The sequence below is a fragment of the Pusillimonas sp. genome (genome assembly GCF_035515275.1).
Lineage (GTDB): Bacteria > Pseudomonadota > Gammaproteobacteria > Burkholderiales > Burkholderiaceae_B > Pusillimonas.
In genome coordinates this window covers 1-23733 of sequence record NZ_DATJBQ010000015.1, presented here as the reverse complement: position 1 = coordinate 23733, position 23733 = coordinate 1, and the positions used below count along the sequence as shown (strand labels likewise).

The window sequence follows — 23733 nt, the reverse complement described above, 5'->3', positions numbered from 1 at the left end:
GTCAGACGGCGCTGGCGGCCGGTTGGTCAGACTTGGCCAGGCCGAAGTCTTCGGGGAAATGATCGAGCGCGGAAAGGACCGGGTAAGGGGTCATTCCGCCCAGGGCGCACAACGAGCCGCCCAGCATGGTGTCGCAAAGATCGCGTAGCAAGTGCACCTGCTGTTCGCGTTCGTTGCCCGACCGGATTTTTTCGATGACCTCGCCGCCGCGCACGGCGCCGATACGACAGGGCGTACATTTGCCACAGGATTCAATGGCACAGAATTCCATGGCGTATTTAGCCATTTTAGACATGTCGACGGTATCGTCAAAGGCCACCAGCCCGCCGTGCCCGACCATGGCCGAAATGCCCACATAGGCTTCGTAATCGATGGGGGTGTCCCATTGCGACTCGGGCAGGTAAGCACCCAGCGGGCCGCCTACCTGAACCGCGCGCAAGGCGCGGCCCGAGGCGCTGCCGCCGCCGTAGTCGTAAAGCAGTTCGCGCAAGGTAAGGCCGAAGGCGCGCTCGACCAGGCCGCCTTGCTTGAGGTTGCCGGCAAGCTGGAAGGGCAGTGTGCCTTTGGAGCGGCCCATGCCGTAGTCGCGGTAATAGGCCGCGCCTTTGGCCAGAATGATGGGTACGGTGGCCAACGAAATGACGTTGTTGATGACGGTAGGCTGCCCGAACAGGCCTTTGATGGCGGGCAGGGGGGGCTTGAAGCGAACCTGGCCGCGCTTGCCTTCGAGGCTTTCTAGCATCGAGGTTTCTTCGCCGCAAATGTAGGCGCCTGCGCCAACACGCACCTCTAGGTCGAAGGCGCGGCCGGTGCCGGCAATGTCGTGCCCCAGCCAGCCTGCGGCCCGGGCGTTCTGAATGGCGCTGTTAAGCACGGCGACGGCGTCGGGGTACTCGGAGCGCACATAAATGTAGCCGTAGGTTGCGCCCACGGCGAGACCGGCGATGGTCATGCCCTCGATCAACGTATAGGGGTCGCCTTCCATGATCATGCGGTCGGAAAACGTGCCCGAGTCGCCTTCGTCGGCGTTGCAGGCAATGTACTTTTGCTCGGCCGCAGTGTCGAGCACGGTCTTCCATTTGATGCCGGTAGGAAAGGCCGCACCGCCCCGGCCGCGGAGACCGGATTCTGTGACTTCTTTTACGATGTCGGCCGGCGACATGGAGGCGGCGCGTTTCAGGCCGGCCAGGCCGCCGTGGGCCTGGTAGTCGCTTAAACTGAGCGGGTCGGTGATGCCCACACGCGCAAAGGTCAGGCGCTGCTGGTTTTTGAGGTAGGGAATTTCTTCGGTAAGCCCATGCGCCAAAGCATGCGGCCCGCCTTGCAGCCACCCTGCCTTGAACAGGCCCGGAATGTCTTCGGGCTGCACGGGGCCGTAGGCCACCCGGCCTTGCGGGGTCTGGATTTCGACCATGGGCTCGAGCCAGAGCAGGCCGCGCGAACCATTGCGCACGATGTGTACCGATTGGCCAAGCGTGTCGGCTTCTTGCTGGATGGCAAGGGCTACTTCGTTGGCGCCTACCGCCAAGGCGGCGGAATCACGGGGTACATAGATTTTGATGGTGTCGGTCATGGCGCTTATGCTCCGTGCGATTCGAGCAATTGGTCGAGCTTGGCGGGCGTGACACGAGCGTGGGGCCGGCCATTGACCATGACGGCAGGCGACTGGGCGCACAGGCCCAGGCAATAGACAGGTTCGAGCGACACCTTGCCGTCGGCGCTGGTGGCATGAAAACCGCAGCCCAACTTTTGCTGCACGTGGTCTGCAAGCTGGTCGCCGCCCATGGCCTGGCAGGATTCGGCACGGCAGACCTCGAGCAACACACCGGCGCGCGGTGTTTGAGTAAAGTGCGGATAAAAGCTGATGACGCCGTGCACTTCGGCACGTGAAAGCTGCACAGCCTGCGCAATAAGCGGCACCGCAGCTTCGGGAATGAACCCGAGCGCGTGCTGGACGTCGTGCAAAATGGGCAGGAGATTGCCTTTCTGGCCGGCGTGGCGATGCAGGGCCTGTTGTGTGGCCTGGGCTACCGACTCGTCGGAAAGCGGGGCCTGTTGCAGCGGCATGTTCATGAGGTTCCTTGGTATTGCTTTACTGCGTAAGAGATATTGGCGTGTAGGGCGTGATGCCGGCATACACCCGGATAGCGTTTCGGCTTACGTGCTTTATTATGTGTAAGGGTGCATAATAAGCCCAAGTTAAGGTGTACTAATCTACTAGGTATACAGCCGTCTTTCAATAGGCACAGAATGACATATAAGTTCCAGGCACGCCTGAACTCTGAATGGGTACTTGAAAAACCCAGTGGGGCTGTCTTTGCGTTGGGCGAAATACTGCGTCTGCTCGCCGCCATCGACACTGTCGGCCATATTGCCGGTGCCTGCCGTTCGTGCCAGATTTCCTATCGTCATGCATGGGGGCTGTTGCGTAATGCCGAAAAAGAATTCGGCATGCCCTTGCTTGAAACCAGCCGCCGGCAAGGCAGCAAACTTACCGATTTCGCACGCCATTTGTTGTGGGCCAACCGCCGCATGGATGCCCGCCTGACCCCTATGCTTGAAAGCATGGCGTCCGAGCTTCAAGAAGAGCTAGAAAGCCTGTACCCCGAAAGCCGGCCCCGCCTGCGCCTGCATGCCAGCCATGGTTTTGCGGTCGAGGGGCTGATGCAAATGGCCAACGATCAAGATATGTCGCCGGTCGAGCTGCGCTACCGCACCGCCTTTGAGGCGCTGGCTTCGCTAAATCGCGGCGAGTGCGATCTGGCCGGGTTTCAGGTGCCCGCGGGCAAGTTCGAAGAACCCATTTTGCGCCATTACAGCCCTTGGCTCGACGCCGACCGCCACTGTCTTATCTACCTCGCCCAGCGCGATACCGGCATGTTCGTGCAGCCGGGCAACCCCAAGCACGTGCACGGTATCGGCGACCTGGTCAAGCCCGGCGTACGCTTTGTCAATCGCCAGGTGGGTTCCAGCACCCGTTTGCTGGTAGGCCTGATGCTCGAGCAATTGGGCATCGATACTCGCCAGATACAAGGCTACGACAGCAGCGAATTTACCCATATGGCCATTGCGGCCCACATTGCCAGCGGCATGGCCGACGTTGGCATTGGGGTTGAAACCGCCGCCTGGCGCTGCGGCCTTGACTTCATTCCGCTGGCCAAAGAGCGTTATTTTTTTGCCGTGAATCGCGACATGCTTGAGACGCCCCTAATGGAGCAACTGCTGGGTTTGCTTGGCAGCGAGCAGTATCGCGGCTATGTTTCGCAGTTGGTGGGGTACGATGCCTCTGACATTGGCAAGGTGCTTACCCTGCAGCAGGCTTTTGGCCCCGTGCGCGCTCGCAGCACCGCGCGGGCTTGAGCAAAAACGTTTACCATGAAAACCGTGAGCAAAGTCATTTACCTAAACAAGCAGCCAAGCGAAACACCGCATGCGGTGCAGCCTGACGCGCCCTTCAAGGGCGGGCCTTTGCTTGACTTACGTCGCCGCCCCCTGCAAGACCTGCGCATTTCGGTCACTGATCGCTGCAACTTTCGGTGTACCTACTGTATGCCGCGCGAAATCTTCGGCAGCGATTACGAGTTCATGCCGCATGCCTCGTTGCTAAGCTTTGAAGAAATTGCCCGGGTCGCAGGCATTGCCGTGGGCCTGGGGGTACGCAAAATCCGCCTGACGGGCGGCGAGCCCCTGTTGCGCAAGCACCTCGAGAACCTGATTGCATTGCTGTCTGAATTGCGCACCCCCGACGGCGAGCCGGTTGACCTGACACTAACCACCAATGGCACGCTATTGGCAAAAAAGGCGCAGGCACTTAAAGACGCCGGCCTGAAGCGCGTTACGGTCAGCCTCGATGCGTTGGACGACTCCATGTTCGAGCGCATGAGCGACAGCCGTGTCAGCGTGGCCACTGTCCTCGAAGGCATCGAAGAAGCCGCCCGGGTGGGCTTGGCTCCGGTCAAGGTCAACATGGTGGTGCGCAAGGGTCTTAACGACGGCCAGATACTGCCCATGGCGCAGCATTTTCGTCATTCGGGCCATATCTTGCGCTTCATTGAATACATGGACGTGGGTTCAACCAACGGCTGGAACCTTGACGAAGTACTGACCGGACGACAAATACTCGACCTTATTCATAACGAATACCCGCTCGAACAGGTCGACGCCCTGTACAAGGGCGAAGTTGCCACGCGTTGGCGCTACGCCGACGGCGGTGGCGAAGTCGGGGTCATTACCAGCGTGTCGCAGCCGTTTTGCGGCGACTGTACCCGTGCTCGGCTGTCTCCCGAAGGCAGGATCTTCTTGTGTCTGTTTGCCGACTCCGGGCACGACCTGCGTTCTTTATTGCGCAGCGGCGCCAGTGACGAGCAGCTAAAAGACCGCCTGGCCGCCATTTGGCACGGTCGCAACGACCATTACTCCGAGCAGCGCGGCATTGAAACCGCCCGCCAGCGAAAAGTCGAAATGAGCTACATTGGCGGCTGACCTTTTCACGCCGCTCAATCCTATGATTCCCCGCAACAAAATCGACGGCGTGATCCTGGCCGGCGGGCAGTCGCGTCGCATGCAGGTTGCGGCTGCCGGCACGGTCGACAAGGGTTTGCTGAGGCTGAACGATCGCCCGCTGGTTCAATGGGTTGCCGACTACATGCAGCCCTTTGTGAACACGCTTTACGTCAGCGCAAACCGCCACCTTGATATCTATGCCCGGTATGGCCGATGCGTGCCCGACGATGCGGTGTTTGGCGGCGATGCGGGGCCGTTGGCCGGGGTGGCAAGCGCCATGGCGCGCTCGCGGCGGCCGTGGCTGTTTGTATTGCCGGTTGATGTGCCGATCGTGCCGAAAGACTTGTTTCCGCGCCTGCTTGCCGCGGTGTCAGGCGGGGCACCCTTGGCCTACGCCAGTGCCGGTCGTGGGGCGCACCCGCTATGCATGTTGGTTCGCACTGATCTGCAGAGCGATTTACGAGCCTATTTGCTGGCTGAAGGGCGCAAGGTGCTGGATTGGCACCGAAGACACGGTGCCGTGGCGGTTGATTTCGGTGACGACGCCCGGTTGTTTCGCAATATCAACACCCCCGATGACTACCAGGCTGCGGGCGGCGCGTCTGGCTGAGGCCTGGTGTTGGCCGCACACGTTCAACCGCCCTGCGGCCGGGCCGGTTAGACCAACCAGTGCGCCCAGCTATAGAATGGCACCAGGTCGCCGGCCTTGATTTGCGAGCCTGCGGGTATGCGGGCCAAACCGTGAGACCATGGCAGCGAACTGACCACCCCCGAGCCTTGCCGCGAGAACACGTTTAGATTCGTGCCACCGTTGGAAGCGTGTTCGGCCTTGACGCGTATGAATTCGTCGCGAACGTCGTTGAACGGTGCGTCGTCATTGAGGCGCCCGTACTGGACGGCGGGCAACCATTGTTCGCGGCCCTGCATGTGGCGCACCAAGGGGGACACCAGCAGGGCGAACACGGCAAACGCCGACACCGGGTTGCCCGGCAGGCACACAATAGGCTTGCCCTGGGCGTGGGCCAGCGCAACCGGCTTACCCGGCTTCATGCGCACGCGCCAAAGATCAAGTTCGCCTCCCGCCTGTTCGATGGCGGGCTTGACCAGGTCTTTCTCGCCCACCGACACCCCGCCAACACTCAGGATAAGGTCGCAGTCGTTAATCAGGGTTTGCAATGCCTGCTGCAAAGAGTCGAGCGTATCGTTGGCGTGCAGCACGTGAATGGGGTCTGCACCCAGGCCGGCGACCAAAGAAGCCAGCATGGGGCCGTTCGAATTGTAAATTTGTGCGGCCTGCAATGCCTTGCCCGGTTCGACCAGTTCGTCGCCGGTGGTAAGAATGCCGACCTTAAGCTGAGGGTAGACCGGAATCTGGGCATACCCCTGGGAGGCCAGCAAGGCGACCTGCGCGGCGCCGATTTGGGTGCCGTCCGGAAGCAGTGTGCTGTCCTTTCGAACGTCTTCACCGCGTCGGCGTATGTGCGCCCCCTGTACGGGCGCCTCGTTGATCAGCAATATGTTGTCGGTTTCGGTGCAGTCTTCTTGTATGACGACGGTGTCGGCGCCTTCGGGAATCATGCTGCCGGTGAACAGGCGTATGCATTGGCCCGGCTGCAGTGGTTCGGGTTGCTCGCCGGCGTAGCATCGTTGTTGAACAGGCAAACCGCGCCCCGCCTGATAGTCGGCGTAACGTATGGCGTAGCCGTCCATGGCGCTATTATCGGCCGGGGGCATATCAAGGTGCGCCTTAAGCGTCTGGGCCAGAATGCGGCCCTGCGCCCGGTGCAGCGGGCAGTCTTCGGTCTGCTTGGGCTTCTGGCCGGCTTTGGCCAACTGGGTCTGGGCTAGGTCAAAATCTAACATGTGCTGATCAACGTATAAGTAACAGACGGGGCAGGCCGCGGCCGCACGGGGCACAAGCCGACCGCGTCGTGAAATGGGCGGGTATCTTACAGGCCTAGAACTTCCGAAGGACTACGAAAGTAGCCGGCAAAGTTGCAAGGCCGGTGCGTGCTGTCGAGCTGTTCTTTAAGTATGCCTTCCCAGGCTGTTTTGCAGGCGTTGGTCGAGCCGGGCATACAAAAGATCAGCGTGTTGTTGGCCACCCCGGCAAACGCGTCGGACTGCAAGGTAGAGCTGCCAATTTCAAGGAATGAAAGATGGCGGAACAGCTCGCCGAACCCGGCCAGTGTCATGTCGAGCAATGGCGTGATGGCTGCGCCGGTCGATTTCTGATGCGAGAAACCTGTGCCGCCGTTGGTAAGCACCACCTGAATGTCGTCGGCTGCGATCCAGTCGCTGACAATCTTGCGCAACTCGTACATATTGCCCGTAGACAAGCCGCGCCGCACGCAGCGGTGACCGGCGGCGGCCAGGCTTTCAGCCAGGTAGTCGCCCGAGGTGTCGGTTTCGGGCGTGCGCGAATCAGAAATAGTCAGTACGGCGCAATTTAGCGGCACACGGGGGGCGTTGGGGTGGGCTTTGCTCATGGTGGGCCTTTAATTTTGCTCGTTGTTCCACTGCTCGGTCTTGTCGGCGTCGGCCTCGGCCTGCTGCACCCAGAAGCGTTCGCCGCCGGCCAGGGTTTCGCGCTTCCAGAAGGGCGCACGGGTTTTCAGTGCATCAATAATATATTCGCAGGCCAGAAAGGCCTGGCCCCGATGCGCACTGGCCACGGCAACAAACACAATCTGGTCTTTAAGCTGAAGCTCACCGTAGCGGTGAACCGCCAAAACCTCGGTGACATCCCAGCGCGACTGCGCGCTGTCGCAGATCTCGGTCAGCTCACGTTCGCACATGCCCGGATAGTGTTCCAGGTACAGGCTTTGCGTGGCTTGGTCGGGGGCGTAGTCGCGCACATAGCCGGTAAAGGTAACCAGCGCGCCGGCCTTGCCGGCGGTACGTTCGCGCATGCCGGCCACCAGGGCTGCCGTGTCAAAATCGGCCTGTTGAACAATGACCATGCCTAGCCTCCGGTGACCGGTTCGAACACCGCCACTTCGTCGCCGGGCTGTATGACGCTGTCGGCCCGCGCATGAAATTGGTTAACTGCCAGCTTGAGGCGCCGTGTGGGAGCAAGCTGCGGGTAGCGCTGCTCGAGCTGGGCCAGCCAGTCGGCCCCGCTGATGGGCCCCTGAAGCGGCCACGACTCTTGACGAACCTGAGTCAGTTCGGCCACCTGGGCAAAATACAGAACGTTAATCGCTGTGCCACTCACCGCTTTTACCTCCTGATTTGTGTTTGAGCCGCAGGTTCTCAATGACAATGCCCTTGTCGGCTGCCTTGCACATGTCGTAAATGGTTAGGGCTGCGACGCTGCAGGCGGTCATGGCTTCCATTTCGACGCCGGTTTTGTAGTCGGTGCGGCAGGTGGCGCGCACGGTGATGGCACGCTGTTCGTCGTCGGGAAAAAACTCGACCCCTGCAAAGCTAAGCGGCAGGCTGTGACACAAGGGAATAAGTTCGGCGCATCGTTTGGCTGCAAGCACTCCGGCAACGCGCGCGGTGTTAAGGACCTCGCCCTTGCTGTTTTCTTGGGCGGTAAGCAGGCGATAAGCGTCGGCACTTAAGCGCACGCGGCATTCGGCCGTGGCGCTGCGTTGGGTAGAGACCTTGCTGCTGACGTCGACCATTCGGATCTGGCCGGCTTCGTCAAGATGGCTAAGTACAGGCTCGGCGGGCTGGGTAGGGCTCATGACAAAAAATGGATAAGGATCAGAACCTTATACTATACGCCATACCCATGGCCCGTTACCTGAAGCGCCGGCCCGCCGGGGCAGAATGGTTTGTCAGACGCTCAATACACGTTGCATGTCGGCGTACGTAATGCCCTTGTCGTGATGAAACCCTTCGAGCAGCGACGTTTGGCGGGGCTTGAAGACCGTGCTGTGGCCGGCCACCAATCGTTGGCCTTCCGCCAGACCTCGTTCGAACAGCGGCTCAAACTCTGGTGCGCCAATGCCGTTTTCAGCTGCAAATCGATTGATGTGAGTTTTGGTGGTCTCGCGATGCAGGGCCAGGTCGTGAGGTTGTGCTTGAAACACCGCCGCCGCGCCGTTGGCAGCGCCGCATATGACAACCCATTGTTCAAGCGAGGTGTTCCCCTGCGGGTTGGCGGCGTAGGCGCTGCCGAAGAAGCTCATCGAGAGCAGGGCGGCGGACATTTTGGGCAGAATCATGCGGGGCCCCATTTATTGATGTGGTCGGGGCGCGCCGGTGGCGCGATGGAAGAACATTCTCACCTTATTTCATTACGAGATCATGAAGGTGACGTATGCAGATGTTTCGGTTCGCACGCAAACGTGTCGCGGCACATTTTGACAGTATTGTCTTGGGGGTTATACCGCTTCCCAAACCTCGAACATGCTACAACAAAGGCTGTGTGCAGCAATCACGCCCGGACGCTCGTTCGGGCATATCCAACCGGAGAATCTCAATGTCCATTAAAGAAGGCGATCGCATCCCCGACGGCACGCTGGCCGAGTATGTGCAAGTTGAAACCGACGCTTGCGGTTTAGGTCCCAACCCGTTCAAGGTGGCCGAACAGGCCAAGGGCAAGACGGTGGCGTTATTTGCGGTGCCGGGTGCTTTTACGCCCACCTGCTCCGAAAAGCATCTGCCCGGTTATCTTGAAGCCGCCGATCAGCTCGCAGCCAAAGGGGTTGACGAAATCTGGTGCGTGGCGGTTAACGACCCATTCGTGATGGGTGCCTGGGGCAAAAGCCTGGGCGTCGACGGGCGCGTCCGCATGCTGGGCGACGGCAGCGGCACCTGGACCAAAAGCCTGGGCCTTGAGCTTGATCTGGTCGACAAGGGCCTAGGGGTGCGCTCGCAACGTTATTCGGCCGTGTTGCGCGATGGCGTAGTCGAAAAGCTCAACCTTGAAAACGGCCCCGGGCTAAGCGTCAGTGACGCTCAGACGCTGTTAAAACAACTGTAAGTCAAGCATCGTTCACGAACGTCTGGCCCCTCAGGCCCGGCCGCGCCTTGGCGCGGCCGGGCCTGCACAAGGCGTCGCTACACGCGCAGTTGGTTCATGGCAACCAACGTGCAATCATTCCCTATCAATGTGTGCCCCGGCGCAAGCCGAAGGGCGGCACCCCGCTCATGCTGAACAACGTCGCATCCTTTTTCTCGTTATACCTGGCAACCCTGCTGATGCTGTTGGCGACGGGGTTGTTCAATACCTTTCTAAGCCTGTGGCTGACGGCCGCCTCAGTGTCCGAAATGTGGGTGGGCGCACAAATCGCAGCGTATTACTTCGGGCTGGTTGCGGGCGCACGGGTGGCTCACAAGCTCATTATTCAGTTTGGGCACATACGTGCGTACTCAGCGGGCGCAGCCCTGGTTACCGCTGCGCTGCTTACCATGGCTTTGGTCGACAACCTTTGGGTGTGGCTGGTCCTGAGGTTCCTGGTGGGTCTTGCTATGGTGGCCCAATTAATGGTGATCGAAAGCTGGCTCAATGAGCAGGCCGAGAACAAGACGCGAGGCAGCGTTTTTGCGCTGTATATGATTTTTTCCGGCCTGGGTACGGTCCTGGGCCAATTGTCCCTGGCCATGTTCCCCGAGCTTGGTTACCGTCCCATTGTCTTTGCATCGATATGCTCCGTGCTGTGTCTGGTTCCCGTAGCGCTGACCAGGCGCCTGCACCCGGCCATGCAGGCGCCCGTCCCGATTATGACCCGTTACTACGCCCGGCTGGTACCCATGTCGCTGGTTACGATTTTTATCTGCGGCATGCTTACTGGCGCCTTCTACGGTCTGGGGCCGGTGTTCGCCGTAAAGCAGGGGCTCGACAACGATCAGGTGGCTGTTTTTATTGCCGCGGCCGTGGCGGCCGGGTTAATGGCCCAAGGCCCGCTGGGTTGGCTGGCCGACAGGGTCAATCGTGCGGGGCTGATACGCATCAATGCCTTGCTGCTGGCGTTGGTGTGCATCCCTGTCTGGGGCTGGGTGCAGTTGCCTTATTGGGCGCTATTGGCCGTTTCCTGTGGTTTCGGTATTTTGCAGTTTACGCTCTACCCCATTGGGGTGGCCTTTGCCAACGACAACGTCGAGCCTGACCGGCGCGTGGGTCTAAGCGCCATTGTGCTCATGGCCTATGGCTTGGGCGCATGCCTGGGGCCGTTAGTCGTGGGCGCGCTGATGCGCGGCATCGGTACCCAGACATTCTTCATATTCGTTTCGGCGTGCGCAGCGTTGCTGGTACTGTATGTGCGGCCGCAGCAGGTTACCGGCGATCATCTTAGCGAAGACGCACCGACGCACTTCATGCCCATGTCCGAACTGCAGGCGACGCCGGTGGTGGCGGCCCTTGATCCCCGGGTAGATGTGGAAAGCGATGTGTCCGCCGAGCCGGTCCCTGAAGAGGCGCAAGCGCCGGCTTGATGGCGTAACCGCAGGTCTGATTGTTTTGCAGGCGCGGTATTTTTGCTGGTCGGGGCGGGTGCCCCGACCCGTTGAACCAGACTCAGGCCTGGGTAATGGTGGCTTTGGCGTGAGCGCCTTGCCCTGCATGGTTGCACGAGGCTTCGCGCAGACCCAGGCGTTCGAATAGGGCGCGGTCTTGCACGTATTGCGGGTTGCCGGTGGTAAGCAATTTTTCGCCGTAAAAAATAGAGTTTGCCCCGGCGGCAAAGCACAAGGCCTGCATGGTTTCGTCCATGGCTTCGCGGCCGGCCGAAAGGCGTACCACTGCCTTGGGCATGGTGATGCGGGCCACCGCAACCGTGCGAATGAACTCGAATGGATCCAGGTCGGGCGTGTCGTAAAGCGGCGTGCCCTCGACCTTGACCAGATTGTTCACAGGAACCGAATCGGGATAGGGGCTCATGTTGGCCAACTGGGCCACCAGGCCGGCACGTTCGCGGCGCGACTCACCCAGGCCCACAATACCGCCGCAACAGACGTTGATGCCGGCGTTGCGTACCCGCTCGAGCGTGTCAAGGCGGTCTTGATAGGTGCGGGTGGAAATAATTTGCCCGTAGAACTCAGGTGCGGTGTCGAGGTTGTGGTTGTAGTAATCGAGCCCGGCATCGCGCAACTGTTCGGCCTGGCCTTCTTTGAGCATGCCCAGCGTTACACAGGTTTCAAGGCCCAGCGCCTTTACGGCCGAAACCATTTCAGCCACCGCGTCGATCTGGTGGGCTTTGGGCGCGCGCCAGGCGGCGCCCATGCAGAAGCGCTGGGCGCCGCCCGCCTTGGCCTGTCGAGCGGCCTCAAGTACTTCGTCCAGCGGCATCAGCTTCTCGCGTTCGACCTCGGTTTCGTAGCGGGCCGACTGCGGACAGTAAGAGCAGTCTTCGGGGCAGCCGCCGGTCTTGATAGACAGCAGGCTGGAAAGCTGAACGGTGTTGGGTTCGTGGTGCTCGCGATGCACGCTTTGGGCACGAAAAAGCAGGTCAAGAAACGGCAGCTCGTAGAGCTCGACGATCTGGTCTATGGACCAGCGCAACGGGGCGGCGGCCTGCTGGCGGCGTACTTCGAGAGTGGTAATGGACATGGGCGACGGCTGAAGAAAACGAGTAAGAAATCAATATTAGAGAGGTGGGCCAGGTGTAGCAACTGGTTTTGCACACCAAATTCGCTCAAGAATTATACAAAACAGCCTAACTTCGCTCTTGATCGTGCAACGGCCTGATTTTTGGTGGCGCCCGGCGCGACCGGCGGCAAAACTCGATTGTGTATCTATAGGTAACGTTACATGGCCTCAACCCCGTACCAGGTGCCTCGCTGAACGGCGTCGTCCAGCGAAGCGCGCATCAGGCGTCGCCCCTGATGAACCGCCTGCGAGTGGGAGCGGGCCATGCTTTCGAACAGCGACCAGGTCAGGTATAAGCCGCGCAAGGGGCTCCAGCTGATGTCGCGCAGCGCGTGTTCATGCAGGGCGCAGGCCGGCACAATCGTCAGACCCAGGCCTTCGCGCGCCAGATCCAGGCACAGGCCCAAAGTGTCGGTTTCCACGGCCAGATTGAAATTCATGCCTTGGCGTTTAAGCATGTGCTCGATCTGCGAGGTAATGGCGTTGGGCCGGCCGGGCAGGATCAGCCTGGCACCGTCCGCCCTGGAGATAGGCGTGGGCTTGCTTGAATCGAGCTTTTCGGCCTCGTTGCCCAAAAGAATCAGCGGTTCGCGAACCAAGGGGGTTTGCACATAGCCTGTGGGTGGCGAGGGGTCAAACGGGATCACACAAAGATCGAGCAGGCCCGCCAGCAGATGGTCGCGCAATATATTGCTGACCCCTTCGTGAATACGCAGCTTGACCTCTGGGTGTTGTTGCACCAGGGTAGCGGCAAAACGCGAGGTAAACACCTTTTGCCACGAGGTGGGAAAGCCTACCGACAACTGCCCCGAGGCCTTGTCGCCCACCTGATCCTTCAGTATGGAAAACTGCCGCAGCAAGGGCCGAGAGCGATCCGCAAGCAGCTTGCCGGCTTCGGTCAGCGTAACGCCGCCTTGTGTACGAACGAACAGCTTGGCGCCCATCAGTTTTTCGAGCGTGGCGATATGGCGTGACAACGTCGGTTGCGACAGGTTCAGGTCGAGGGCAGCCTTATTGATGCTGCCTAGCTCGGCCACCCGCAACATGTACTCGAACAAGCGTGTCTGCATAACTGAATGGGGGGCTCTGAAACCGGGCGGCCCGCAATGCGTCGGGCGGCATGGCATGGGTTAATCAAATACTGAATAACGAATATATCATCCCGGCATTATTTTTATAGCTACGGTTTGATCTATCATGCGCTCTATACACGGCGAGTTTGCTGCGTAGCTTGCAACGGAGACACTACATGAAGATCAGGATCATCGGAGCCGGCCCGGCGGGGCTTTACTTTGCGGCGTTGATGAAACAACTTGACCCGTCGCACGACATCGTTATTTATGAGCGCAACGCCCGCGATGTGACCTGGGGTTTTGGCGTGGTGTTCTCCGACCGAGCACTAGAGTTCCTGAAAGCCGACGACGAACAGCTGTATCAGTACCTGACCCCGCATCTGGAAAACTGGCCCGAAATTACGGTTGTCCATAACGACACCCGTATACCGATTGCGGGCAACGGTTTTACTTCTATTGGTCGGCTCGAGCTTCTCACCTTGCTGTACGAGTACGTTGAGACCCTGGGCGTTACCATTCAGTTTGAGACCGAGGTCAATAGTCTCGACGCGCTCTCGGACGCCGATCTGATTGTCGGGGCAAACGGGGTGTCGTCCTGGGTGCGCGCCGAAAACGAAGACAAACTGGGCACAACCACTAACTGGCGGCCCAACAAGTTTATTTGGTACGGCACCACCAAGGCCTTCAACAGCCTGACGCTCACCTTTCGCGAAACCGAGCAGGGCGTGTTTTGTGCGCACCATTACCGCTACCGCCCCGACATGAGCACCTTTTTGGTCGAGGTCGAAGCAGACACCTGGCAGCGCGCGGGTTTCGAGACCATGAGCCCCGAAGACACCATTGCCTATTGCGAGCGGGTGTTTGCCAAAGACCTTGAAGGCCACCCCATTATCAGCAACCATTCTTACTGGCGGAATTTTCCGGTTGTCTGGAACGAGAACTGGGGCTTCGACAACGTGGTGCTGTTGGGGGATGCCTTGCGTACGGCGCATTTTTCCATTGGGTCGGGTACCCGTCTGGCCATGGAGGACGCGGTTGCGCTTTACAAGGCGTTTAAAGAATGCGGCAATAACGTGGCCGCCGCACGCGATCGCTTTCGCGAACTGCGTCTGCCCCCTATGCGCAAGATCTGGGAGGCCGCCAACGCCAGTATCGAGTGGTACGAGAAAATGGACCAACTGGTTGCAGACCTGTCTCCGGTAGAATTCGCCTACAGTTACATGACCCGCACCGGCCGCGTCTCGCATGAAGACATGCGCCGAATCGACCCCAAGTTGGCTGCGGCCTACGAAAAACTTTCTTCAGGAGACGGACAATGAGCAAACGCAAAATTATTATTACGGTTGCGCCCACTGGTGGCATGGCCAGTAAAAAGCAGAACCCAAACCTGCCCACGCAACCGAAAGAGATCGCCGAAGACGTGCTGCGCTGCTATAACGCCGGCGCCAGTGTGGTTGCGTTGCATGCCCGGCGTGCCAGCGACGACGAGGCCACGTGCGACCCAGCGGTTTACGGCGAGATGAACGCGCTTATTCGCGACAAATGCGACATAGTGCTTAACAACTCTACCGGCGGCGGCATCAATGGCGACATGATCCACCAGCTCAATAACGGCTTGTGGGAAATTAAATTCGAAGAGCGCCTCAAAGGCATGGAAGCGCCCGGTGCCGAAATGTGTACGCTTGATGCGCAAACCATTTGCGCCACCTTTGGCGACAAAGAGATTCTGGTTCCCACAACGCCCACGCGCATCCGGGAGCTGGCCGAAAAAATGATGGCGCGCGGCATCAAGCCCGAATGGGAAGTCTTCAGCCTTGAAGACATTGTGCAGGACGTGAACAAGGCCATTAAGGCCGGCCTGGATAAAGCGCCGTACTTTATCAATATTGTTATTGGTGTCAACGCCTTCCAGGGTGCCTTGCCTTATACGCCCCGCATCCTGCAAATGATGGTCGACCACCTGCCGCCCGACTCGGTGTTTAACGTCAGCGGTATCGGACCGGCGCAGTTGCCATCGGCCGTGCAAAGTATTTTGCTGGGCGGCCATGCGCGTACCGGCCTCGAAGACAACCTGTATTACGAACATGGCGTGTTGGCCACCAACGTTCAGTTGGTTGAGCGGCTGGTGCGCATCGTGCGCGAACTGGGCCACGAGCCGGCCACCCCTGCAGAAGCCCGCGAGATCATGGGTTTGCCGCAACTCAAGTAAACAATATAAGGGGCCAGGCCAAGCTGGATTCGACGCCGGATCCACTTTGGCGGCCCGGCAGTAACTCAGCAGTAACTCAGCAGTAACTCAGCCGTAATTCCGTTTTAGCAGTTCAGCAGTCGCAGTTCAGCAGATGGTAGATCTGGGTGGAATAAACGACCTGTACCTGCGGTAAAGGTCATGGTTCCGCTTATTTTCAATCAGCAATCTCATGCAGGAGGCTGGCCATGCAAAGCGACACGAACATCAGGCCTGTGCGGCGAATCGTTACCGGGCACGATGCAAACGGCAAGTCCATCATCGTTTCCGACGGCCCCTCGCCGCACGCGATGGCGCTTGCCGGCGTCTCCACCTTTGGTGTCACCGACATCTGGAAAACAGACGGGGCACCGGCCAGCAATCAGGGCAATCAAGACCCTTGCTCGGCCCAGATCAGCCTGGCCCCGCCTGCCTGCGGCACGGTGTTTCGGGTCGTGCAGTTTCCCCCAGATAAAGAATATGTCGGCAAATGGAAGCGCGACCAAGCCTTCGCCTCTATGGGCGATTCCGGCGCCGACGCCATTCACGAAAGCACTGACCGCCACGAGGCCATGCACCAGACCAACTCCGTCGACTACGCCCTTGTGCTCGAAGGGGAGATCTGGGCGGTCATGGACGAGGGAGAAGTTCGCATGACGGCGGGTGATGTGCTCGTGCAGCGCGGAACCAATCATTCATGGAGCAACAGAAGCGACAGGCCATGCATGGTGGGTTTCGTTTTAGTCGATGCAGCACCCCTCCCAAACTCAAAATAAACATTCGGTTTGGGCACCCCCCCTCTGGAGACAACCATGAAATACAAAATGCTATTTGCAGGTGTGGCAAGCGTGCTGGCGCTGGCAGGCTCGCCGGCCGGCGCCGAAATCAAGATCGGCTTTAGTGGCCCCTTGTCGGGGCCCGGGGCAGCACTGGGGCAAGACCAATACGACGGGCTGATGCTTGCTATTGAGCAGAACGGCGGCAAGCTGGGTGGGCAACCGGTAACGGTCATTAAAGAAGACGACCAGCTCAAGCCCGAAGTAGGGGTGCAAATTGCGCGCAAGCTGATCGAACGCGACCACATCGACGCCTTGGTCGGTATGGGTTACACCAATATATTAATGGCCCAGCTCCCACAAATTGTCGAGTCCGGCGTGGTGGCGCTTTCTACTAACTCAGGCGCGCGAGCCATATCGGGCGAAGGCTGCAAGCCCAATATCTTCGGCGTTGCCTGGCAAAGCGACGGGCCGGCCGAATCCATGGGTGTTTATGCCCAGAAGCAGGGCTACGGCAAGGTCTTTTTAATGGCGCCCAACTATCAGGCCGGCAAAGAAATGCTCGAAGGGTTCAAGCGTCATTTCAAGGGTGAGGTGGTCGAAGAGTTGTACACGCAATTAGGGCAAACCGATTATTCGGCCGAAATCGTTCAACTGCAAACTTCCAAAGCCGACGCCTTGTTTGTGTTTTACCCGGGCGGCATGGGTATTAATTTCGTCAAACAAATGCGCCAGGCCGGCATGCTGGGCAAGTTGCCCGTGCTGTCGGTGTTTACGGTAGATGGCACGACCTTGCCTGCCCTGAAGGGCTTGGCTGAAGGCGTCATTGCCGGCGCCATGTGGAGCTCGGCTTACGACAACCCCCAAAACCATGCCTTTGTAAAAGCATTTCAGCAAAAATATAATCGTACGCCCAGCATGTATGCAGCCGCCGCCTACGATGCCGGCAATTTGTTGAATATTGCTGCGGAAAAATTGAAGGGCGACGTGTCCGACAAAAAAGCGTTTGCCCAGGCGGTAAAAGCGGCCGGTGACGAACTGAAGTCTGTTCGGGGCCCTTTCAAGTTCAACAACAACCACATGCCCATTCAAAACTATTACGCCTTTCAGGCGGTAAAAACCGAAGGCGACAACGTGGTGCTTAAGCAGATCGATACGCCGCTTGAAATGCATCAAGACATTTACCACTCGCAATGCCCGATGTCGTAAACGGCTATTATCAAGCTTTTTGCGTTGCGGAGTGTGGCACCAATGAGCCAGTATGAGCGTAGCTTTACCGTTGAGTGGGGTGATTGCGATGATGCAGGTATTGTTTTTTACCCTAATTTTTTCTATTGGTACGACAGCACCTATCAGGGCCTGTGTCGCAGCAAGGGACTAAGTCAGCGCGAGATACGCTCTCGCTTCAATGCGGTGACGCCGCTGGTTGATGCCGGTAGCGTCTTTCGTTCGCCCATTACGTACGACGACGTCATTACGGTTCAGGCTGAAATCACCGAGTGGGCCGAGCGTCGCTTTAAGGTGGGGTACACCGTAAAGTGCGGCGAGCGCCTGGTGTCTACCGGGCACGAGCTGCGCGCTTGGGCAGAGATTGTCGGCGAAGGCCGCATCAAGGGTGCGGCCATTCCCGACGAGTTCAAGGCCTTTTTTGCCTGAACCGACATAAGCGGTTCAGCAGCAGCCGTCGCCCACCGGTGGCTGCAAGCGCACATAACGGCCGTACACCGGGTCTTTGTCCAGCCCCAACAGGCGTATGGCGTTTTCGCGCAGGATCAGCGGCTTTACTTCGTCGCGAATGCCGATCGTGTCAAAGTCTTCAAGCCAGCGGTCGGGTGTAATGACTGGAAAATCAGAGCCGAACAGCATCTTGTCTTTAAGAATGGTGTTGGCATACTGAACCAAGATGGGCGGAAAGTACTTAGGCGACCAGCCCGAAAGGTCAATATAGACCGAGGGCTTGTGCGTAGCCACGGCCAGCGCGTTTTCTTGCCACGGAAACGAAGGGTGGGCAATAACAATAGGCATGTCGGGGAAGTCGACCGCCACATCGTCCAGATACATGGGGTCTGAATACTTGAGCCGCACGCCGCCGCCCCCGCGCATGCGCGCGCCCACGCCGGTTTGGCCACTATGAAATATGGCGGGCAGGCCGGCCTCGGCGATGGCCTCGTACAGGTCATAGGCGCGACGCTCGTTCGGGTAGAACTCTTGTTGCGAGGGGTGAAACTTGAAACCCCGTATGCCGTAGTCTTTGATCAGGCGCCGTGCTTCGCGCGCGCCCATCTTGCCTCGTAGTGGGTCGATGCTGGCAAAGGGTATGAGTACGTCCTGGTGCAGGGCCGCTTCTTCGGCCACTTCTTCATTGGTGATGCGGACCTGGCCGTTGGCCCTTTCGGTGTCGACCGTAAAGATCACCGCCATCATGTTGCGCTCGCGGTAATAGTCGGCGGTTTCCGAAATGGTGGGCCGGGGCATTTTTTCTTTGAAGTATGCCGCCATGGCCGTGTCGAAGGCAATGGCCACTTCGTCGGGTGCGTTGCGTGTAGAAACAGTTGCGTGGGTGTGGATGTCGATGGCCACCACCTGATTCAGGCCTGTCATGGGGATTCCTTGAAAGCGGGAGTGTGACTGGCGCGGCGCAATGATGAAGGCTTGTCCATAAGGGCCGATACCAATATATTGTTAGGCTGGTTAACAGTTATAAAGATGATATTAGCTCGGGTAGACCGCTTCCATACGGGCTAACCCTGTATAGCAGCCGCCTTGCGGGCAATCGGCAGTGCACCAAGGAGCGGGCGTGGCGCACGATGCGCTGCGCTTCATTTTTGTGACGTTATCGATGAACTCAAGTAATCAACCCGACACGGGCATCCCTATCGAACAGGCCGCCACCCCGGCGGTCGACGACATCGACCTGTTGCAAGATTCGTTGGCATACGAGATAAAAAAAGCTCAGGTGCGCTCTTACGAGGTGTTGTTCGAGTTTTTCGGGCCCGAGGCCTTGTCGCCCGGACGCATGACGGCGTTGTGCATTATTGGCAACCAACCGGGCATCAATCAGTCTGCGTTGGCCGAGGCTCTGCGGGTCAACCGGGCCAGTGTGGTAAAGGTCATAGACGCCCTGCAGGCAGCAGGCTTCGTCGAGCGGCACAGCATACCGGAAGACCGGCGCAGCTATGCGTTGGCGGTAACGCCCGTGGGCTACCAAGAGCTGGTCAAACTTACCGCACTGTCGCGTCGTTATGAAGAAGTAATCGCAGCACAGTTATCGCCCCAAGAGCGTAAAACCCTGATGCGCTTGTTGGCCAAGGTAGCTGTGAATCACAAGATGGCCGCAGACTGACAAGACGGCTGGGCGCACTAAGAAAGTTCGAGGCAAAATGGCTTCTTAGCGGGCAATTAATGCGGCCAGGGCGTTAAGGTCTTCCTGCGCCGAATGCTTTGCCAGTGCTTCGATCTTGCGATAGCGCTGCACAATTTCCCGACCCGCTTCAGTTAACCGGCTTCCCCCGCCCGAAGCCCCCCCTTCCGACGACGCAACCGCCGGCTGCTTCAAGGAGTTATTGGTTTCGTTGACCAGCAGCCAGGCGCGCCTGTACGACATGTTCAAGTGACGGGCCGCCGCCGAAATAGAGCCGGTCTGGTCAATGGCCTCGAGCAGCGCGATGCGCCCGGGACCGATGGCGATGGCGCCGTCCCGGTAGATGCGCATGCGGAACTGGATGTCGAGCTGTGCCTTGGTCATATAAGTATTTTAGTTCAGTCGCGCGCGACGGCGGTCAGGCCGGCCACCAGCTGGTCGATGAACAAGGTATACAGCACTGCAACCGGCAGGCTGGCGATTAATGCGCCAGCCAGCAGCGGCCCCCAGTGATAGACGTCTCCCCGGATCAGTTCGGTCGGTACGGCAATGCTGATGGTTTTCTCAGCCGAGCGCGTGACAAACGCCAGAGCATAGATGAATTCGCTGGTCGACAGCGTGAAGGCGAACACGACGACGGTCAACAAGCCCGGGAAGGCCAGCGGGAGCACCACATGCAGGAATGCCCCGAACCTGTTGTAGCCGTCGATCATGGCCTGCTCTTCCAGGTCGCGTGGTATGCCCTTGAAGAAGCCCATCAGCAGCCAGGTGCAGAAAGGTATGGTAAAGGTGGGGTAGGCCACAATCAGCGACGACTGCGAGCCCTGCAGGCCCAGGAACGCAATGACCTTGGAAAAAGGAATGAACAGCAGGGTGGGTGGAACCAGATAGCTCAGGAATATGCCGATGCCCAGGGTTTCGCCCCATTTGCCGGCGATACGCGCCAAGCCATAGGCGGCAGGCACCGACAGAGCGAGGGTAATGACCACAACCGCCAGGCCGACCCATGCCGTGTTCAGCAGCCATTGAATAAATTGCGTCTGGCTGAACAGCAGTTGCAGGTTGGTCAGTGTGGGCGGGCCGGAGAACCAGAATGGATTGGCGTCTGCCGTAAATATTTCGCTTTGCGTCTTGAAGCTGGTGATCAGCATGACGTAGAACGGCAGAGCGGAAAACACCACGAACAGGGCCGTGGTCAGGTACAGGCCGGTTCGGCGGCCGGGGTGCTTGGCAGGCTTTGCACGCATGATCAGATCTCTCGTCGGCGGATCAGCGCCAGGACAACGATCGAGACCGCCGCCAGCACGGGCAACAGGAACAGTGCCGCGGCAGCGCCCCGACCCAGCGCTCCTCCTTGTACGCCAATAAAAAATGCCAGTGTTGGCAATACTTGAGTGGCATTGGCCGGCCCCCCGCGGGTCAGGATGAAGACGGTGACGATGTCGGTGGAGACAAACACGAAGGTGAACAGAATGGTGACGCCGAAAACGGGTATCAACATGGGCAGCACCACGTGGAAAAGTCGACGGAAATATCCGGCTCCGTCGATCTGTGCCTGCTCCAGAATGTCACGCGGAACCCCGTTCAGACCCGCCAGAATAATGACGGTTCCCAGCGGCAGCAGGCGCCAGACATTGACCAATACGATGGAAAATAGTGCGAGGCCGCTGCGGCCAAGCCAGAAGGCATTGTTGAAGTCGCCGAACAGGGCGCCTGGATGACCCAGCAGGCCCAGGCCGCGCAGCACCCAATCGATCGGGCTAAAGGTGGAGTCGAACATCCATAGCCAGGCAATGGCGCTTAACGAGGCAGGCGCTGTCCAGGGCAGCAGGATCAAGAAGCGGATCAACCACTTGGCTCGCGTCGGGCGCACAAGCAGTTCGGCCTGGATGGTGCCCAGTATCAATACGCCAATCAGCGTGCAGCTTGTAATCAGTAGCGTATTGCTGATCGCCCGCATGAAGTCGGGCGTTTCCAGCAGCGCGGTAAAATTTTGCAGGCCCACGTAGCGCATGGCCGTGCTGCCGGTGGTTACATCGCTCAGGCTATAGATGATGGCCAGCACGATGGGTATGCCCAACAGCAGCGCTATATATAGTATTGCCGGCATTACCATCAGCAATGCCAGCAGGGTGTCGCGCTGGTTGATGCTAAGTGGCTTGCTTGCCATGGCTCAGTCTCTTACTCGTAAGCCGGTACGCGGATCGAATCGGCATAGCTTTGATTGCGGTACGTAGAAGGTGCGCTGGGTGCCCGCTGCAAGCCCGCCCGCCAGCCGGTCGGGTAGTTTCAGTATCACCTCCGCCTGGGTGGTCTGGCACACCGCATACACCAAAGCGTCCGAACCCAGGTGTTCGATCTGCAAAATCGCCACGGGCAGCCGGTAATGATCGGAAGGTGTTTCCGCAAGCTCGCTTTCCGGCAGCCACCCGTCTTCCGAGTGAAAGCCCACCAGCCAGTCTCCCTGGGGGATCAGGTTCATGGGCGGCGAACCCATGAACTGCGCCACGAAAGTATTGGCCGGCTGGTGGTAGATTTCGTAGGGTGTGCCGATCTGCTGGATGCGCCCTTTATCAAGAATGGCGATACGCTGGCCCAAACCCATGGCCTCGACCTGGTCGTGGGTGACATATAGCGTGGTGATGCCGGTTTGTTCGTGCAGGCGCTTGAACTCGCGCCTTGCCGCATGGCGCAACTTGGCATCCAGGTTGGACAGCGGTTCGTCCATCAAGAACAACCGGGGCGTGCGCACCAGCGCCCGCGCCAGAGCGACCCTTTGGCGCTCGCCGCCCGACAGCTCGCGCGGCTTGCGGTGAAGCAACAGTTCCATGCCGAACAGTTCCGCCGCCCATTTCACTTTTTCCTGGATTTGCGCGGCGGGCATAGAAATAGCCTCTAGCGGGAAGGCAATGTTTTTTTCCACTGTTTTGTGCGGATAAAGCGCATAGCTTTGGAAGACCATGGCGATGTTGCGTTTGCCCGGGGGAACCTCGTTGGCCAGCTCGCCGTCTATGCGGATGGCGCCCGCACTGGGGCGCTCGAGCCCGGCGATGGTTCGCATCAAGGTGGATTTACCCGAGCCCGAGGCGCCCAGCAAGACCAGGAACTCGCCATCGGGCATCTCCATGCTGACATCGTCCACCGCCTTTACTCGGCCGTGGTCGAATGTCGTGCTCAGGTGTTCAACGCTCAGGCTCGCCATGGGGGCTCCTGGTTCAAGTCTTGTTGCCGCCGATCAGGCCCCGATCGCGCCATTGCGCGTAGATGCGCTCAGTCTGCCTGGCGGCTTCGTCCACCGCCTGTTCGGGGCTTAGGTCACCCCGCGCCGCCTTGGCCATCATGTTGGGCAGAATGAAGGTGTTGAACGTTTCGCCTACAGCAGGGTTTGAATAGCCCGGGTGCCCCAGGTTCGTCGTCCACTCTGTTGCCTTGGTCAGGCCGGCCAGCTTGCCGTCGGCCTCGCCGTCGAGCTTGAAGGGGTCGTTGGCGAACCAGGCATCGTTCAACCCTTGCAGCGTCGTGGCCCCCTGCACTGCGGGATAGCCCCGGTCGCCGCCTGGAATGGCGCTGCTGAAGTAGCTGGGCGAGTTGTAAAGCTTACTGAAATACATCGCCTGGTCGTAGTTCTGGGTCAAGTGCAGGATGAACTGCTTGGCGATGTCTTCGTTGGCCTTGGCGAATTTTGGAATGATGTAGTTGTACAGCACATGCACATTGGCCCAGCGATCGCCGTACGGTCCGGCCAGGGGGCCGGTAAAGAACACATCTTTGGCTACGTCCGGTTTGCTTTGCTGGGCTGAGCGGTAGGCCGATATCGAGTTGACGATGTACGACGCCTTGCCGGCGATCAGGTCCTGGTTGTTCGACGCGGCGTTCCAGGCAAATACCGCCGGGGTCATGGCTCGATGATAAAGGTCTACCATGTACTTCACCGCCTCGATGGCCCGCTTGCGATTGTCGCCCTGACCCAGGATGACGTTGTCGTTCTCGTCTTGCACCGATGCGCCCCACGACCACAAGACAGCCCGCGCAACCATGTTCGAGTCCAACTCCTGAGACATGCCGATGCCGACCTGAACGCCGTGTTCTTTACGAATTTTTTCACCCACTTCGAGTAGATCCATCCAGGTGTCGGGGCCGTTCTCCATGCCCGCCTGCTGCCACAGCGAGCGGCGGTAATCCCCGCAGTCAATGGTCCATCCGTGGCTGAACGCATACCAGGATTTTCTTACGGGGTTGTACGAAACGCG

At 59.1% G+C, this 23733-nt stretch carries 27 protein-coding genes; 11 read left to right on the top strand and 16 right to left on the bottom strand.

Features of this window, described 5'->3' with window-relative positions; genetic code table 11:
• Nucleotide 1: 1 nt before the first annotated feature.
• Nucleotides 2-1573: a formate dehydrogenase beta subunit gene (locus tag VL003_RS00880; protein WP_325438638.1), complete on the bottom strand. Its 1572-nt coding sequence runs from the start codon at nt 1571-1573 to the stop codon at nt 2-4.
• 5 nt (nt 1574-1578) lie between these two features.
• A complete protein-coding gene (locus tag VL003_RS00875) occupies nt 1579-2073 on the bottom strand; it encodes a formate dehydrogenase subunit gamma (protein WP_325438636.1) in 495 nt (164 codons plus the stop codon).
• Nucleotides 2074-2250: 177 nt separating this feature from the next.
• Here VL003_RS00875 and VL003_RS00870 point away from each other — a divergent pair, with 177 nt between their 5' ends.
• The 3 genes from VL003_RS00870 to mobA are packed head-to-tail and all read left to right on the top strand — an operon-like array spanning nt 2251 to nt 5113.
• The gene (locus VL003_RS00870) at nt 2251-3360 is read left to right on the top strand and encodes a substrate-binding domain-containing protein (RefSeq protein ID WP_325438634.1); all 1110 of its coding nucleotides are present in this window, start codon (nt 2251-2253) and stop codon (nt 3358-3360) included.
• 24 nt (nt 3361-3384) lie between these two features.
• Nucleotides 3385-4482: a GTP 3',8-cyclase MoaA gene (gene moaA, locus VL003_RS00865; protein WP_414708206.1), complete on the top strand. Its 1098-nt coding sequence runs from the start codon at nt 3385-3387 to the stop codon at nt 4480-4482.
• Nucleotides 4483-4504: 22 nt separating this feature from the next.
• Entirely contained in the window at nt 4505-5113 is a 609-nt protein-coding gene (gene mobA, locus VL003_RS00860; RefSeq protein ID WP_325438631.1) for a molybdenum cofactor guanylyltransferase MobA, read from the top strand.
• Between the two features lie 47 nt (nt 5114-5160).
• Here the strand turns inward: mobA and VL003_RS00855 are convergent, their stop codons facing one another.
• The 6 genes from VL003_RS00855 to VL003_RS00830 all read right to left on the bottom strand — a co-directional run bounded on the left by VL003_RS00855 (nt 5161) and on the right by VL003_RS00830 (nt 8681).
• Nucleotides 5161-6366: a molybdopterin molybdotransferase MoeA gene (locus VL003_RS00855; RefSeq protein ID WP_325438629.1), complete on the bottom strand. Its 1206-nt coding sequence runs from the start codon at nt 6364-6366 to the stop codon at nt 5161-5163.
• An 86-nt stretch (nt 6367-6452) separates the two neighbouring features.
• A complete protein-coding gene (moaB, locus tag VL003_RS00850; protein WP_325438627.1) occupies nt 6453-6992 on the bottom strand; it encodes a molybdenum cofactor biosynthesis protein B in 540 nt (179 codons plus the stop codon).
• A gap of 9 nt (nt 6993-7001) precedes the next feature.
• Nucleotides 7002-7466, bottom strand: coding sequence for a molybdenum cofactor biosynthesis protein MoaE (locus VL003_RS00845; protein ID WP_325438625.1), 465 nt, complete (start codon nt 7464-7466; stop codon nt 7002-7004).
• 2 nt (nt 7467-7468) lie between these two features.
• Nucleotides 7469-7720, bottom strand: a complete 252-nt coding sequence (locus VL003_RS00840) for a MoaD/ThiS family protein (RefSeq protein WP_325438623.1) — start codon at nt 7718-7720, stop codon at nt 7469-7471.
• Nucleotides 7701-8198, bottom strand: a complete 498-nt coding sequence (gene moaC, locus VL003_RS00835; protein WP_325438621.1) for a cyclic pyranopterin monophosphate synthase MoaC — start codon at nt 8196-8198, stop codon at nt 7701-7703. The genes VL003_RS00840 and moaC overlap by 20 nt, the downstream gene beginning before the upstream one ends.
• Before the next feature lie 93 nt (nt 8199-8291).
• Nucleotides 8292-8681, bottom strand: a complete 390-nt coding sequence (locus VL003_RS00830; protein WP_325438619.1) for a hypothetical protein — start codon at nt 8679-8681, stop codon at nt 8292-8294.
• A 257-nt stretch (nt 8682-8938) separates the two neighbouring features.
• On the opposite strand from VL003_RS00830, the gene VL003_RS00825 reads away from it, so the two are divergent.
• Nucleotides 8939-9442: a peroxiredoxin gene (locus VL003_RS00825; RefSeq protein WP_325438618.1), complete on the top strand. Its 504-nt coding sequence runs from the start codon at nt 8939-8941 to the stop codon at nt 9440-9442.
• Nucleotides 9443-9609: 167 nt separating this feature from the next.
• A complete protein-coding gene (locus VL003_RS00820) occupies nt 9610-10893 on the top strand; it encodes an MFS transporter (RefSeq protein ID WP_325438615.1) in 1284 nt (427 codons plus the stop codon).
• An 82-nt stretch (nt 10894-10975) separates the two neighbouring features.
• On the opposite strand, the gene bioB is transcribed toward VL003_RS00820, so the two are convergent.
• Together bioB and VL003_RS00810 are read right to left on the bottom strand one after the other, a co-directional pair.
• Nucleotides 10976-12007 carry a biotin synthase BioB gene (gene bioB, locus VL003_RS00815; protein WP_325438613.1) on the bottom strand — a complete coding sequence of 344 codons (1032 nt, stop codon included), beginning with the start codon at nt 12005-12007 and terminating at the stop codon, nt 10976-10978.
• Nucleotides 12008-12204: 197 nt separating this feature from the next.
• On the bottom strand, nt 12205-13116 hold the full coding sequence (locus tag VL003_RS00810) for a LysR family transcriptional regulator (RefSeq protein ID WP_325438611.1): 912 nt from the start codon (nt 13114-13116) through the stop codon (nt 12205-12207).
• A 179-nt stretch (nt 13117-13295) separates the two neighbouring features.
• On the opposite strand from VL003_RS00810, the gene VL003_RS00805 reads away from it, so the two are divergent.
• The 5 genes from VL003_RS00805 (at nt 13296) to VL003_RS00785 (ending at nt 17778) form a co-directional block, all read left to right on the top strand.
• Nucleotides 13296-14438 (top strand): FAD-dependent monooxygenase, encoded by a 1143-nt coding sequence (locus tag VL003_RS00805; RefSeq protein WP_325438609.1) that lies wholly within the window; start codon nt 13296-13298, stop codon nt 14436-14438.
• Nucleotides 14435-15328, top strand: coding sequence for a beta-keto acid cleavage family enzyme (locus VL003_RS00800; protein WP_325438607.1), 894 nt, complete (start codon nt 14435-14437; stop codon nt 15326-15328). The genes VL003_RS00805 and VL003_RS00800 overlap by 4 nt, the downstream gene beginning before the upstream one ends.
• Before the next feature lie 227 nt (nt 15329-15555).
• Nucleotides 15556-16122 carry a cupin domain-containing protein gene (locus VL003_RS00795; RefSeq protein ID WP_325438605.1) on the top strand — a complete coding sequence of 189 codons (567 nt, stop codon included), beginning with the start codon at nt 15556-15558 and terminating at the stop codon, nt 16120-16122.
• Between the two features lie 36 nt (nt 16123-16158).
• Nucleotides 16159-17331, top strand: coding sequence for an ABC transporter substrate-binding protein (locus VL003_RS00790; RefSeq protein WP_325438603.1), 1173 nt, complete (start codon nt 16159-16161; stop codon nt 17329-17331).
• A 42-nt stretch (nt 17332-17373) separates the two neighbouring features.
• Nucleotides 17374-17778, top strand: a complete 405-nt coding sequence (locus VL003_RS00785) for an acyl-CoA thioesterase (RefSeq protein WP_325438601.1) — start codon at nt 17374-17376, stop codon at nt 17776-17778.
• 15 nt (nt 17779-17793) lie between these two features.
• Here the strand turns inward: VL003_RS00785 and VL003_RS00780 are convergent, their stop codons facing one another.
• Nucleotides 17794-18723: an amidohydrolase family protein gene (locus VL003_RS00780; RefSeq protein ID WP_325438599.1), complete on the bottom strand. Its 930-nt coding sequence runs from the start codon at nt 18721-18723 to the stop codon at nt 17794-17796.
• Nucleotides 18724-18919: 196 nt separating this feature from the next.
• On the opposite strand from VL003_RS00780, the gene VL003_RS00775 reads away from it, so the two are divergent.
• Nucleotides 18920-19465, top strand: coding sequence for a MarR family winged helix-turn-helix transcriptional regulator (locus tag VL003_RS00775; RefSeq protein WP_325438597.1), 546 nt, complete (start codon nt 18920-18922; stop codon nt 19463-19465).
• Between the two features lie 45 nt (nt 19466-19510).
• On the opposite strand, the gene VL003_RS00770 is transcribed toward VL003_RS00775, so the two are convergent.
• From VL003_RS00770 to VL003_RS00750, 5 genes are all read right to left on the bottom strand, one after another.
• The gene (locus VL003_RS00770; RefSeq protein WP_325438596.1) at nt 19511-19867 is read right to left on the bottom strand and encodes a winged helix-turn-helix domain-containing protein; all 357 of its coding nucleotides are present in this window, start codon (nt 19865-19867) and stop codon (nt 19511-19513) included.
• 14 nt (nt 19868-19881) lie between these two features.
• Nucleotides 19882-20730 (bottom strand): carbohydrate ABC transporter permease, encoded by an 849-nt coding sequence (locus VL003_RS00765; protein ID WP_325438594.1) that lies wholly within the window; start codon nt 20728-20730, stop codon nt 19882-19884.
• A 2-nt stretch (nt 20731-20732) separates the two neighbouring features.
• Entirely contained in the window at nt 20733-21653 is a 921-nt protein-coding gene (locus tag VL003_RS00760; RefSeq protein ID WP_325438592.1) for a carbohydrate ABC transporter permease, read from the bottom strand.
• A gap of 3 nt (nt 21654-21656) precedes the next feature.
• Complete coding sequence (locus tag VL003_RS00755) at nt 21657-22685, bottom strand: ABC transporter ATP-binding protein (protein WP_325438590.1); 1029 nt, start codon at nt 22683-22685, stop codon at nt 21657-21659.
• A 13-nt stretch (nt 22686-22698) separates the two neighbouring features.
• A partial coding sequence (locus VL003_RS00750; RefSeq protein WP_325438588.1) for an ABC transporter substrate-binding protein occupies nt 22699-23733 on the bottom strand: 1035 nt, incomplete at its 5' end.